At 62.6% G+C, this 13,256-nt stretch carries 14 protein-coding genes; 13 read left to right on the top strand and 1 reads right to left on the bottom strand.

All coding sequences use genetic code 11. From position 1 onward, the window contains the following. The first annotated feature begins 7 nt into the window (after window positions 1–7). The 13 genes from rpmF to BW989_RS08705 all read left to right on the top strand — a co-directional run bounded on the left by rpmF (window position 8) and on the right by BW989_RS08705 (window position 10,961). Complete coding sequence (rpmF, locus tag BW989_RS08645; protein ID WP_076587391.1) at window positions 8–202, top strand: 50S ribosomal protein L32; 195 nt, start codon at window positions 8–10, stop codon at window positions 200–202. A gap of 124 nt (window positions 203–326) precedes the next feature. Then, window positions 327–1,313, top strand: coding sequence for a beta-ketoacyl-ACP synthase III (locus BW989_RS08650; RefSeq protein WP_076587393.1), 987 nt, complete (start codon window positions 327–329; stop codon window positions 1,311–1,313). A gap of 88 nt (window positions 1,314–1,401) precedes the next feature. Then, window positions 1,402–2,343, top strand: coding sequence for an ACP S-malonyltransferase (gene fabD / locus BW989_RS08655; protein WP_278245862.1), 942 nt, complete (start codon window positions 1,402–1,404; stop codon window positions 2,341–2,343). Next, on the top strand, window positions 2,343–3,086 hold the full coding sequence (fabG, locus tag BW989_RS08660) for a 3-oxoacyl-ACP reductase FabG (RefSeq protein ID WP_076587922.1): 744 nt from the start codon (window positions 2,343–2,345) through the stop codon (window positions 3,084–3,086). The genes fabD and fabG overlap by 1 nt, the downstream gene beginning before the upstream one ends. 123 nt (window positions 3,087–3,209) lie before the next feature. Further along, window positions 3,210–3,449 (top strand): acyl carrier protein, encoded by a 240-nt coding sequence (gene acpP, locus BW989_RS08665; protein ID WP_076587397.1) that lies wholly within the window; start codon window positions 3,210–3,212, stop codon window positions 3,447–3,449. 94 nt (window positions 3,450–3,543) lie between these two features. Continuing rightward, a complete protein-coding gene (fabF, locus tag BW989_RS08670; protein WP_076587399.1) occupies window positions 3,544–4,782 on the top strand; it encodes a beta-ketoacyl-ACP synthase II in 1,239 nt (412 codons plus the stop codon). Window positions 4,783–4,816: 34 nt separating this feature from the next. Further along, window positions 4,817–6,187: an aminodeoxychorismate synthase component I gene (locus BW989_RS08675; RefSeq protein ID WP_129582878.1), complete on the top strand. Its 1,371-nt coding sequence runs from the start codon at window positions 4,817–4,819 to the stop codon at window positions 6,185–6,187. Further along, window positions 6,184–7,002, top strand: a complete 819-nt coding sequence (pabC, locus tag BW989_RS08680) for an aminodeoxychorismate lyase (protein WP_083688429.1) — start codon at window positions 6,184–6,186, stop codon at window positions 7,000–7,002. Before BW989_RS08675 ends, pabC begins: the two co-directional genes overlap by 4 nt. Beyond that, a complete protein-coding gene (mltG, locus tag BW989_RS08685) occupies window positions 6,996–8,183 on the top strand; it encodes an endolytic transglycosylase MltG (protein WP_083688431.1) in 1,188 nt (395 codons plus the stop codon). Before pabC ends, mltG begins: the two co-directional genes overlap by 7 nt. Further along, the gene (tmk, locus tag BW989_RS08690; protein WP_076587403.1) at window positions 8,180–8,815 is read left to right on the top strand and encodes a dTMP kinase; all 636 of its coding nucleotides are present in this window, start codon (window positions 8,180–8,182) and stop codon (window positions 8,813–8,815) included. The genes mltG and tmk overlap by 4 nt, the downstream gene beginning before the upstream one ends. Beyond that, window positions 8,812–9,816 carry a DNA polymerase III subunit delta' gene (locus BW989_RS08695; protein ID WP_076587405.1) on the top strand — a complete coding sequence of 335 codons (1,005 nt, stop codon included), beginning with the start codon at window positions 8,812–8,814 and terminating at the stop codon, window positions 9,814–9,816. Before tmk ends, BW989_RS08695 begins: the two co-directional genes overlap by 4 nt. A gap of 527 nt (window positions 9,817–10,343) precedes the next feature. Then, entirely contained in the window at window positions 10,344–10,556 is a 213-nt protein-coding gene (locus tag BW989_RS12600) for a hypothetical protein (RefSeq protein ID WP_076587407.1), read from the top strand. A 45-nt stretch (window positions 10,557–10,601) separates the two neighbouring features. After that, complete coding sequence (locus BW989_RS08705; protein ID WP_076587409.1) at window positions 10,602–10,961, top strand: PilZ domain-containing protein; 360 nt, start codon at window positions 10,602–10,604, stop codon at window positions 10,959–10,961. A 73-nt stretch (window positions 10,962–11,034) separates the two neighbouring features. Here BW989_RS08705 and BW989_RS08710 read toward each other — a convergent pair whose 3' ends face one another. Next, window positions 11,035–13,095 carry a 3-hydroxyacyl-CoA dehydrogenase NAD-binding domain-containing protein gene (locus BW989_RS08710; protein ID WP_076587411.1) on the bottom strand — a complete coding sequence of 687 codons (2,061 nt, stop codon included), beginning with the start codon at window positions 13,093–13,095 and terminating at the stop codon, window positions 11,035–11,037. Window positions 13,096–13,256: the final 161 nt, after the last annotated feature.

Here is a 13,256-nt window from a genome sequence, read left to right on the forward strand (position 1 = left end):
TTGAATCATGGCAGTCCAGAAGTCCCGCGTTTCCCCGTCCAAGCGTGGCATGCGCCGCGCGCATAGCGCCTTGACGGCGAAGCAGCTTTCGACCGACCCGACCAGCGGCGAAACCCATCTGCGTCACCACGTGACCGCCGATGGCTACTACCGCGGCAAGAAGGTCATCGAGACCAAGTCCAAGGTCGTCGACGAAGATTGATCCCGCGCTTCCTGCGCAGGAACGAGACACATGACGATGCCGGTGCAAGCCGGTATCGTCTTTTCGTGCGCGCAATTCGGCTAAGCCAGCCATTGCGCACCGATTCGCACCACGGAGACGTCGCATGACCGCCCAGCAGCGCATCTATTCCCGCATCGCCGGCACTGGCAGTGCCCTGCCCAAGCGGGTAGTCACCAACGACGAGCTTGCCCAGCGCGTCGATACCAGCGACGAGTGGATCACCGCGCGCACTGGCATCCGTCAGCGCTATGTCGCAGGCGAGGGTGAGACCACGGTGTCGCTGGCGCGTGATGCGGCGATCCAGGCGATGGACGCGGCAGGCGTCGGGCCCGGCGACATCGACATGATCGTGCTGGGCACCACCACGCCCAATCTGATCTTTCCGTCATCGGCCTGTCTCTTGCAGGCTGAGCTTGGCATCGTTGGCTGCCCGGCGTTCGATGTGAACGCGGCGTGCTCGGGCTTTATCTATGCGATGACGGTCGCCGACAAATTCATCCGCACCGGTGATGCCAAGACGGTGCTGGTGGTCGGCTCGGAAACGCTGACCCGGATGATCGATTGGTCCGATCGCGGCACCTGCGTGTTGTTCGGCGATGGCGCGGGTGCGGCTGTACTCAGGGCCGATGCCGACACCGGCATCCTCAGCACCCATCTGCATGCCGATGGCAGCAAGAAGGAACTGCTCTGGAACCCCGTGGGCGTGTCAGAAGGCTTCAAGCCGGAAGAAGAGAACGCGGGCGTTCGCGTGCTGATGACCGGCAACGACGTGTTCAAGCACGCGGTCAAGGCCTTGGATTCGGTGGTCGAGGAAACGCTGGAAGCCAACGGCTTAGACCGCCACGACATCGACTGGCTCATCCCGCACCAAGCCAACCTGCGCATCATCGAGGCGACCGCCAAGCGCCTGGATATGCCGATGGATCGTGTCGTGGTGACCGTCGACCAGCATGGCAACACGTCATCGGGCTCGGTGCCGCTGGCGTTGGACTTCGCCGTGCGTTCCGGCAAGGTGCAGCGTGGCCAGCTGCTGCTGCTGGAGGCTTTCGGCGGCGGCTTCACCTGGGGCTCGGTGCTGCTGCGCTACTGAGTCTTGCCGCGTTTCGCATACGCGTGAGTACAGACGGGCTTTGCCACCCAACGTTAAACTGCCCCGTTTCAGCTAAACGGATGTGCGCGTGAGCAAGCAACTGGCTTTCGTCTTCCCCGGGCAAGGCTCGCAAAGTATCGGCATGTTGGCCGAGCTCTCCGAGGCCCACGCCATCGTGCGTGAGACTTTCGAAGAGGCCTCCGACGGCGCCGGTACTGATCTGTGGGCGCTCTCGCAGGGCGGACCCGAGGAAATGCTCAATCGCACCGAGTTCACCCAGCCCGCACTGCTGGCTGCAGGCGTCGCCGTGTGGCGCGTGTGGCAGCAGGAGGGCGGCGCGCTGCCGGCGCAGTTGGCCGGTCACAGCTTGGGCGAATACAGCGCGCTGGTCGCTGCGGGCGCACTGTCACTGAAGGATGGTGCGCACTTGGTACGCATCCGCGGTCAGTTGATGCAGGATGCCGCGCCTGCCGGCACCGGTGCAATGGCGGCAGTGATCGGCGCTGAAGACGCGCTGGTGGCCGAGGTGTGCAAGGAGGCCTCCGATACCAAAGTGGTCGTGCCGGCTAATTACAACTCGCCCGGCCAGATCGTGATTGGCGGGGATGCGGCGGCGGTGGATCGCGCGATTGCCTTGCTCGGCGAAAAAGGCGTGCGCAAAGTGGTCAAGCTTGCGGTGAGCGTGCCCTCGCATACGCCGCTGATGCGCGAAGCCGCCAACCGCTTGGCCGAGACGATGGCAGGCCTGTCATGGCATGCGCCAAATATCCCGGTGGTACAGAACGTCGATGCTGCCGTGCAGCCGGATGTCGATGCCATCCGCGATGCCTTGGTGCGCCAGCTTTACCTGCCTGTGCAGTGGACGCGTTGCGTGGAAGTGCTGGCAGGAAATGGTGCAACGCGCATCGGTGAATGCGGCCCGGGCAAGGTGCTTACCGGCCTGGTCAAGCGCATCGACAAGTCGCTCGATGGACGCGCACTGGGCAGCCTGCCCGACCTCGAATCTGCCTTGGAAGAATGGAAAGCCTGATGACGAAGCCCTTGGAAAACGAAATCGCCCTGGTGACCGGCGCCTCGCGCGGCATTGGCGCAGCCATCGCCGATGAGCTGGCGGCGCGCGGTGCGACCGTCATCGGCACCGCGACCAGCGAATCCGGTGCCGCCGCGATTGCCGAGCGCCTGAAGTCGGTGGGCGGTAACGGCCGCGTGCTCAACGTTAACGAGGCGGGCAGCATCGAAGGCCTCATCGACGATATTCAGAAGGAATTCGGCGGGCTGTCGATCCTGGTGAACAACGCCGGCATCACCCGAGACAACCTGCTGATGCGCATGAAGGACGAGGATTGGCAGGCCATACTCGACACGAACCTCACCAGCGTCTATCGCTCCAGCAAGGCCGTCATGCGCGGCATGATGAAGGCGCGCCGTGGCCGCATCATCAACATCGCCTCGGTCATTGGCGTTACAGGTAATGCAGGGCAGGCGAACTACGCCGCGGCCAAGGCCGGCATCATCGCGTTCTCCAAGTCATTGGCCAAGGAAATTGGCAGCCGCGGCATCACGGTGAACGTGGTCGCGCCAGGCTTCATCGCCACCGACATGACCAAGGATTTGCCGGACGATGCGAAGGCCGCGATGGCCGACCAAATCGCACTCGGGCGCTTGGGTGAGCCATCCGACATCGCCCGTGCTGTCGCCTTTCTGGCCGGCCCGGATGCGAACTACATCACTGGCGAAACCTTGCACGTCAATGGCGGCATGTACATGCCCTGAGGGCTTGCCAAACCGTGCGCGATGCCGCTGAATGCGACCATGCGCCGGCGTCGCGTGCGTTGGGCGGTTTCCCGTACACTTACCACCAGCTTTCATCCGAACATACCCCCGGAGGGGTCACACATGAGCAATATCGAAGAGCGCGTCAAGAAAATCGTGGTTGAACAACTGGGCGTGAAGGAAGACGACGTCAACAATGGTTCGTCGTTCGTTGACGATCTGGGCGCCGATTCGCTTGATACCGTCGAGCTGGTCATGGCACTGGAAGAAGAGTTCGAGTGCGAGATCCCGGACGAAGAAGCCGAGAAGATCACCAACGTGCAGCAGGCGATCGACTACGTGAAGGCTCACGTCAAGGCTTGATCCTGCGCACGCAGGCTTGACGCGCAGGGCCGCCTAGAGCGGCCTTGTGCATGTTTGAACCCGCAACATCGAATCACGCAGTACCGGAGCTCGCATGTCCAAACGTCGCGTCGTCATCACCGGCCTCGGCATTCTTTCGCCGCTTGGCAACGACCTTGAATCCAGTTGGGCCGGCATCAAGGCTGGGCGTTCGGGCATTGGTCCGATCACCCATTTCGATGTCAGCACTTTTCCGACCCGCATCGCCGGTGAGGTAAAAGATTTCGATCCGGCTGCCTTCATCAGCCCGAAAGACATCAAGAAGATGGACCCGTTCGTGCATTACGGTGTCGCAGCGGGCCTGATGGCGATCAAGGATGCGGGGCTGGAGATCGCAGGTGAGTATGCCGAGCGCATCGGCATCGCCGTCGGTGCGGGCATTGGTGGCCTGTCCGGCATCGAGGACACCACGCTGAAATACGCCAATGGTGGCGTGCGCAAGATTTCGCCCTTCTATGTACCCAGCACCATCATCAACATGGTCTCCGGCCAGCTGTCGATCATGACCGGTGCGAAGGGTCCGAATATCGCCGCGGTCACCGCATGCACCACGGCGACGCACAACATCGGTTTGGCCTACCGGATGATCCAGTATGGCGAGGCCGATGTGATGGTCTGCGGCGGCGCCGAATACGCCACCACGCCGACCGCCGTCGGTGGTTTCTGCGCGATGAAGGCGCTGTCCACCCGCAACGATGATCCGACCCGCGCCTCGCGCCCATGGGACGAAGGCCGCGATGGCTTCGTGATGGGTGACGGCGCAGGCGTCTTGGTGATCGAGGAATACGAGCGCGCAAAGGCGCGCGGCGCACGTATATATGCGGAAGTCATCGGCTTCGGCATGAGCGGCGATGCGTACCACATGACTGCCCCGAGCGAGAGCGGCGAAGGTGCGGCGCGCTGCATGGTCAACGCGATGCGCGATGCCGGCGTCAACGCAAGCGACATCGGCTACATCAACGCACACGGCACCTCCACGCCTGCAGGTGACCTGGCCGAAACGATGGCGGTGAAGGCCGCCTTGGGCGAGGCGGCTAAATCGGTGATGGTCAGTTCGACCAAGTCGATGACCGGTCACTTGCTGGGCGCAGCCGGTGGCGTTGAAGCCGTGTTCTCCGCAATGGCGCTCAAGGAAGGCGTGATTCCGCCGACGATCAACCTGGACAATCCGTCAGAAGGTTGTGACCTCGATTACGTGCCGCATACCGCACGTGACGTGCAGGTGGATGTCGTGATGTCGAATTCCTTCGGCTTCGGCGGCACCAACGGCACGCTGGTATTCCGGCGCGCTTGAGCATCGGCGCCGGGCTAGACCGGCGCAGCCTTCCATGTTGATCGAACGACTCCCGATGCCGCTAGATCTTGCGGCGTTGCGTCGCGTGGCACCGTCACGTTACCCGCTGCTGGCGGTGTCGTCAGCGGCGGCGCTGGATGCCTCCGCGCGCAAGCATGCGCGTTGGGACATGCTGCTGGTGACGAATGGTGAAGGCTTCCTGCGTGATGCCGATGGCCAGCTGCGTGATCTTTCGGGCAACGAGCTAGAAGGCGGTTTCTTCGACCATCTCGAGCAGGTCTGGCAGGCGCACCGCTTGCCGGATCGCGGCGATCATGCATTGCCGTTCCGGGGTGGTTGGGCCTTGAGTCTGGGTTACGAGATGGCGCAGGAAGTCGAGCCGATCCTGCACCTGCCACGTGCTGCGGGCGGCCTGCCGATGGCAGCGGCGCTGCGTTGCCCGGTGGCGCTGCTGCACGACCATGCTAATGGCGAACTGTTGTTGATGGCCGAAGCGGGTGCGGAAGCGCTGCGAGATGCCGTATTGGCGGATGTCGCCGCGATCGCTGCATTGCCCGACTTGCCACCATGGCAGCCGCCGTCCTCGATTTCCGAAGATGAGCCCGGTCGCTTCACCGATGGCGTGCGCAGCGTGTTGGATTACCTCGTCGCGGGTGATGTCTTCCAAGTGAATCTGTCGCGTGCATGGCAGGCACGCTTCGATACGCCACTCGATCCCGCGATGCTGCATCGGCAGTTGACTGTGGCCAATCCTGCGCCGTTTGCCGGCGTGTTCGCGCATGACAATTGGGCGGTGGTCAGCGCCTCGCCCGAGCGCCTCGTGTCTATTCGTGGCGACATCGCCGAAACGCGGCCCATCGCCGGCACGCGCCCGCGCACTGCGGGCGATGATGATGCCGACCGCGTGCGTGAACTCATCGGTCACCCCAAGGAGCGCGCCGAGCACGTGATGTTGGTCGACCTGGAACGCAATGACCTGGGTCGCGTGTGCGTGGGTGGTAGCGTCGTGGTGGACGAGTTGATGACCGTGGAAAGCTACGCCCACGTGCATCATATCGTCAGCAATGTGCGCGGCGTGTTGCGTGGCGATGCCACGCCCGTCGATGTCATCCGCGCGACGTTTCCGGGCGGCACGATCACCGGGGCGCCCAAGGTACGTTGCATGGAAATCATCGCCGAGCTGGAAGACGTCGGTCGTGGCGCATACACCGGCGCGATGGGCTGGCTGAACCGCGACGGCGACCTGGACCTCAACATCCTCATTCGGAGTGCGGAAGTGGAGGGTGACGTGCTGCGTTTCCGCACCGGTGCCGGCATCGTGATCGATTCGGATCCAGACAAGGAGCTCGCCGAAACCCGGGCCAAGGCGCGCGGCATGTTGCGCGCGCTGGGAGCCACGGAATGACCGTGCGCATGTTTATGGGCGATGCGCGCGTGGACGCGATTGCGCCGGATGACCGCGGGCTTGCCTATGGCGAGTCCTTGTTCGAGACGATGCGTATACATCGCGGTGATATCCCGTGGTGGGATGCGCATATGGCGCGGTTGACGCATGGCACCCAGCGTTTGGCGATGCCGCTGCCGGATGCCACGCGGATGTATGCCGAAGCGATGGCCCTGCTGGATGGCGCAGACGGCGTGCTGAAGTTGCAACTCACTCGTGGCGGTGGCGTGCGCGGCTATGCAGCCAATTCAGATGCAGCGCCATTTTGGATGTTATCGATGCATCCACTTCCGAACCGCATCGATAGCCTGGATACGATTTGGTGCGAAATCACGCTGGCATCGCAACCGCGTCTTGCCGGACTCAAGCATGGCAATCGCCTGGAGCAAATCCTCGCGGCAAACGAGGTGCGCGCAGCGAATGCGGATGAGGGCTTGATGTGTGATGGCGCAGGCAGAGTGATCGCGGCGACATCGGCCAATTTCTTCGCTTTGATCGATGGCCACTGGCAAACGCCTGTGCTGGATGCCTGCGGGGTGGCCGGGGTGATGCGCGAGTGGGTACTTGCGCAGGTCGATGCCCACGTCACATCACTTAAGCCTAGCGATGTCGAGTGTGCTGATGCGGTTTTCCTGTGCAATGCGGTGCGCGGTATCCTGCCTGTCCAGCGGTTGGGCGCGCGCGCCTGGCCACGGACCCACCCGGAGATTCGCGCTTTGCAGGCGGCATTGGCACAGTCACATCCCGGCTTTGAACCACTTTTGGAGGCATCGTGAAGAAAAGAGGCTGCCGTAGCGCCCTGACCACCGCATTCCTGCTCCTTGTCTGCATCGTGCTGGCATTGGGCGTGGTTTGGCAGCGGCAGAAGAGTTTCGCGGATGCGCCAATCGACGGCATTCAGCCCGATGCATCCTTGGTTGTAGCGCAGGGCGACTCGTTCCAGGCGGTGCTGGGAAAGATTCGTGGTGTCGGCATCCAGTCGGGGCATGATTTTGAATGGCAGGCTTTGGCGCGCCTGACTGGCACGGCAGGCAAGATCCAGGTCGGAGAGTACGCGCTGCGCGAAGGCATTACGCCGCGCCAGCTACTCCTCGACATGCGCGATGGAAAAGTGGTCAGTTATCGCTTCACTATCGTCGAAGGTTGGACCATCCGCGATCTGCGCCGCGCGCTCAGCCGCGCGCAGAATCTAAAGCAAGAAACCGCAGGTCTTAGCAACGAGGCGTTGATGAAAGCACTGGGGCATGCGGATCAGCATCCGGAAGGCCGCTTCCTGCCCGAGACCTACCAGTACAACCGCACCGAGAGCGACTTGGGCGTACTCAAGCGCGCGTATGCAGCGATGGAAAAGGCACTCGATGAAACCTGGAAGGCGCGCGATCCGGAAACGCCATTCAAGACGCCGTACGAATTGTTGACGATGGCATCGATCGTCGAGAAGGAAACCGGCATCCCCGACGAGCGCGCACAAATCGCAGGCGTTTTTGATCGTCGACTGAAGCTGGGTATGCGCCTGGAAACCGACCCAACCATCATTTATGGCCTGGGTGATGCTTACAAGGGCAACATCACCTGGGCGCATTTGCGTACCGATGGCCCATACAACACGCGCACTCGCGCAGGCCTGCCGCCGACACCGATCGCCATGCCGGGACGGGCCTCGCTGCAGGCAACCGCGCATCCGGCGCCTGGCGATGCATTGTTTTTCGTTGCCATGGGTGATGGCAGCGGTCGCAGCCGATTTGCATCGACCTATCCCGAACACCAGCGCAATGTCGCTGCTTACCTAGCCAATCGCCGTGCCGACGCCAGCCGGGCTGACGAGCCGATGCGTGGCACCGTGACCGTCTCGAAGGATGGTGCGCCTGAGAATGTTACTGATGTGCCCCCGGCCGATGCGGCTGATGCAGACACCCCAGCGCTACCGGCCGAGCAACCGTTGCCCCCCACACGATGAAACCACTCCAGTCGTACCCGCGTTTCGTCAGCATCGAGGGAGGTGAGGGTGCTGGCAAGAGCACGGTCATCCATGCTTTGCGCGATGCACTCGAATCACAGGGCGAGCGTGTCGTTAGCACGCGCGAGCCCGGTGGCACGCCGCTGGCGGAAATGATTCGTGCCTTGTTGCTCGACCCTTCGCATGAGCCGGCGACACACGAAACCGAAACCTTGTTGATGTTCGCGGCGCGCGCGCAGCATGTGCGTGAGACTATCGTCCCGGCGCTCGAATCAGGCGCGTGGGTCTTGTGTGATCGATTCACCGATTCAAGTTACGCCTACCAAGGCGCTGGGCGTGGCGTGGACGAGGCGCTGATCACCATGCTGGAGCACGAGTGCGTCGGCATCGAGCCTGGGCTGACTTTCTTGCTGGATATCGATGTCGCAGCGGGTCGTGCGCGCATGCACTCGCGAGGCGGTGCGCCTGATCGCATCGAAAGCGAGCGCGAGGAATTTTTCGAACGCGTGCGTGCCGGGTTCATGCAGCGCGCCGAACATGCACCCGAGCGCTTCCGTGTCATAGATGCCGCCCAAGCTGCAGATGTCGTTGCCGCTGCCGCTCTCACCGCATTGAAGACGTATCGCTCATGAGCGTCGAGCTAGCTCCGTGGCAACAGCGCATCTACGACCAAGCTGCCGCCGCGCTGGATGCGGGACGCCTTCCGCACGGCTTGTTGTTTGCTGGCCCATCGCGGCTAGGCAAGCGCGCGGTCGCGGAAAAGCTGGCGATGCGCGCACTATGCGCCGCGCGTGCGCCGGGCAATGAAGCGTGCGGCCAGTGCCGCAGCTGCAAACTTTACCTGTCGCGCAATCAGATGGATCCAGTGGAGGTGCGTCCGGATGGCAGCTTGGCGCATCCCGACGGTCACCCCGCTCATCCAGACGTACGTTTCATCAGCTATGCGGTCAATGACAAGACCCACAAGTTGCGCAGTGAAATCGTCATCGACCAAATTCGCACGATGAGCAGCAAGTTGTCGCTCACGCCGCAGTATGGCGAGAATCAGGTCGCCATCATCGAGCCGGCCGATGCAATCAACCACGCTGCCTGCAACGCCTTGTTGAAAACCTTGGAAGAACCACAACCCGGACGTTTCCTGTGGCTCATCAGTGCACAACCCGCACGCTTGCCGGCGACGATCCGCAGTCGGGTACAGGTAATGGAGTTTCGCTTGCCGCAGGAAGGCGAAGCGCGGGCGTGGTTGATTGCGCAGGGGCATCCTGCGAAGCAAGCGGACGAGGCGTTGTCCATCGCCCGCGGGCACCCAGGGCTTGCGCATGCATGGTTGCAGCAGGACGCCCTGGCCCTGCGCGCGGAAATCGTGGCCGATCTTGATCGACTAACGCGTGATGCCAGTGCTGCGAACACCATCGCCCAGCGCTGGGTTAGTGATGACGATGTTGCGCTGCGACTGCGCTTTGCCGCAGACGTCGCGGCCGAACGCGCGCGCAGCGCGAATGGATACGACATCCGCCCCTTGGCGGCCTGGTTCGACAAGGCCAACCGGACGCATGAACTATTGCGAACCACGATCCGCGCTGACCTTGCCGTAATGGAGCTTCTGCTGGCCTGGCCCGCATCGGCCCGCTAAGCGCGGAACTTCATCCCAGTGCGCTTGTCACAGCTTGCGTCGCCCGCAGGGAAGCGCGCATGCAGCCGTCGGACAATTGCTCACGAAAAATGGATGGCTGCTATGACGCACCTCTGTCATGGTGCGCGCTGCTGGCCTCACTCGGCATCAATGCATTGGTTTGGTCCACCTTGTGGTTGCTGTACCAACAGGCCACGGAGGATATGGCGCGAGTGGAGCTTAGGCGCACTCCGATTGTCTGGTTGCCATCGGCAGCGCCAGCGCCATCCTTGCCTGATGCCAGCGCTTCCGACGACTCTGCGGTGCCCCAGCGTGTTGCCTCGGGCTTGAAGGCGTTGGCACCATCGACATTACAGACATCACAGGTGTCTGGTAGGGATGCAGTTTCATCAGCAGACCAAACCTCCCGGCCGGTTGCCGGAAGTGATCGCTGGTATCCAGATCCACAAATCGGCGATGCAGGAAGTGCCAGTGGCGACGGGGTGCAGCTTCCAGCAGATCCCCTGCAATTGCGCCGGCCTTCTCCGATGCCCGCGAGTATTTCGCGTTTGCAGCTGCGCATGCGTAGTGCAGGTGGGCTGGCTTCAAGCGCGCAGCTCAAGGTGTGTGGTGCATTGCTCAGACAATGGGAAGGAATGCGACTGGATGCCGCGAAGGAACAAGTGCCGCTGGGTCTCTCGCAACCGGCTGGTCGTCAAACCATTTGGCATTCCTTGCAGGCCGAGGGCTGCTTGGATTGAGTCCAGCAGGTATCCTCCACCATAGGCATTGAGCAGGAACCATCCATGACCCCGACAGCCGGCGCGGCCCGCCAGAGCATCCTCAACGTCAATCTGCCTGATGAAGGCGCGCTCTACAGTGCCTATATGCCTTTCATCAAAGGCGGTGGGCTATTTGCGCAGACGCCCAACCGCCTGCCACTGGGGCAGCCGGTCTTCATGATGGTCACGCTGCCGGATTCTTCGGAAAAATTGCCGGTGTCGGGCAAGGTCTGCTGGTTTACGCCCGTTGGCGCGCAGGGCAATCGGCCGGCCGGCGTTGGCGTGCAGTTCGATGACACGCCTGAGGGCTACCAATTGAAGGCCAAGATTGAATCGCTGTTGGCCGGCCGCCTGGAGAGCGAGAAACCGACTTTCACGATGTAAGCCCCGGGGGCCACATCGATCAAACAAGAACGCCGAGCAGTGCTCGGCGTTTGTTTATGCGATGTCGCTTCGGTCAGCCTTGAACGCGCAGGGCTGGATTGTCCCAGCCTGGGCGCGGCGCAAAGCGATCACCATGCTTGGCCTGCAAGGCCTTCAGCCGTGCGAGCACGGCATCAACGCCGGTTTCGCGCACGTACTGGATCGGGCCACCGCGGAACGGCGCGAAGCCGGTGCCGAAGATCACGCCGCCATCGAGCAATTCCGCATCGCTGACCACGCCGTCGTTGAGGCAGGCCACCGCCTCGTTGATCATCGGCAGGATCAAGCGATCTTGCAGGTCTTCGGGCGCCTTATAGTCATCCGGCACCTCGGGTTTGACTGGCTTGCCGTTCTCCCATTTGTACAGACCCTGGCCATCCTTTTTGCCGCGCCTGCCAGCCTCGGGCGGCGCGGCGAGCGCGGCGGGAATCTGCAGACCAAGGAACGGCGCGAGCTCTGCGCCAACGCCCGACGCAACATCCAAGCCAACCGTATCGATTAGTTCCACCGGGCCCATCGGCATGCCGAACTTCACCGCGGCCTTGTCCAGTACCGGGCCGGGGATGCCTTCGGAGTAAGCGGTCATCGCCTCCAGCATGTAGGGGAACAAGACGCGATTGACCAGGAAGCCTGGCGTACCCGCGACGGGCACAGGCAGCTTGTCCAGCTTCTTGCAGAATGCGGCGAGGCGTTGCTGCGTCTCGGGTGCCATTTCGTCGTGGTGGATGATCTCGACCAGTGGCATCAACGCGACCGGGTTGAAGTAATGCAGGCCCGCGAATTGCGCCGGGCGCTGGATGTGCTCGCGCAGCTCGACGAGCGGGATGGACGAGGTGTTGGTGGTGAGCAATGCGCTCGCCTTCATCTTCGGCTCGACCGATGCGTACAAGTCGCGCTTGGCTTCGGGTTTTTCGATGATGGCTTCGATGACGAGATCCGCATCGGCCACGCCATCGCCGTTGAGGTCGCCCTTGAGGCGTGCGGCGACGGCCGGGCGCTTGGTTTCATCCTTCACCTTCTTGGCGAAGAGTTCACCCGCGCGCGCCAATGCACCATCGATGAATTTCTGTTCGCGGTCCTGCAGGGTGACATCGAAGCCCTTGTAAGCGCTCCACGCCGCGATATCGCCGCCCATCACGCCTGCGCCGACCACATGTACTTTCTTGATGCCGCTGTCGCCGCTGCCGAGCGACTTCATGCGCTCCTGCAGAAAGAACACGCGAATCAGGTTGCGCGCGGTCGGGGTGGAGGCCATCTTGACCACGCCGCGACGCTCGGCATCCAGCTGCGATTGGATTCCGCCTTTCGCGTTCTTCCAGCTGTCGATGAGCGCGTAGGGCGCAGGGTAGTGCGCCTTTGGGGCCTTGCGCGCGACCTGTTTGATCAACATCGGTGCAAGCAACTGGCGTGCGGGCCAAGTATTGGTAATCCAAGCCAGAAGGCGCTGCTTGAGCGGGCGCTTGAAGCCCCGCAGGGCGAGCTGCGCGGCGGTGTCTTCCAGCGTGGCGGGCTCGCTGGTCTTGTCGACCAGCCCCATCGCTTTCGCAGCAGTGGCCGACACGCTGCGGCCGGTGAGCATCAAATCGAACGCGGCCGGCGCGCCAATCAAACGAGGCAAGCGCACGCTGCCGCCCCAGCCAGGAAAGATGCCGAGCTTCACTTCCGGCAAACCAATCCGGGTCGAGGGGTCAGTCGACGCAGCGCGATAGCGGCAAGCCAGCGAGATTTCGGTACCTCCGCCCATGCAGAAGCCGTGGATCGCGGCGGCGGTCGGGCAGGGCAGTTTGGCCAATTTCTGGAACACCGCCTGGCCGCGGCGTATCGCGTCGTTGACCGTGCCTTTTTTGTCGAATTCGGCGAACTCCTTCAAATCTGCGCCGGCGATGAAGCCGGACTGCTTGGCCGACGCGATCACCACGCCCTTCGGCGGTTCCAGCGCGATGCGCTCCAGTAGCGTGTCCAGCTCGATCAATACGTCCTGGGAGAACGCATTCACGCTGGCGTCAGCGCGGTCGAACGCGAGGACCAGTACGCCGTCATCGCGCAGTCGAGTTTGCCAATGGCGCGGTTTCAGGCCGGCGAGTGCAGCGATCATGGGGCACATCCGAAGCGGTATGGAAGCCCATCATCATCCCGCTGGCATTGATATCGCGTCAAATCACCGCATGATGGGGGTATTCCCTGCGCTGTCGGATGTCGCATCGGGAACTTTCGTGCATCGTCCCGGTCAGAACCGGCAATCATCCGAGACGGCGC

The sequence above is a fragment of the Solilutibacter tolerans genome, from assembly GCF_900155935.1.
Lineage (GTDB): Bacteria > Pseudomonadota > Gammaproteobacteria > Xanthomonadales > Xanthomonadaceae > Solilutibacter > Solilutibacter tolerans.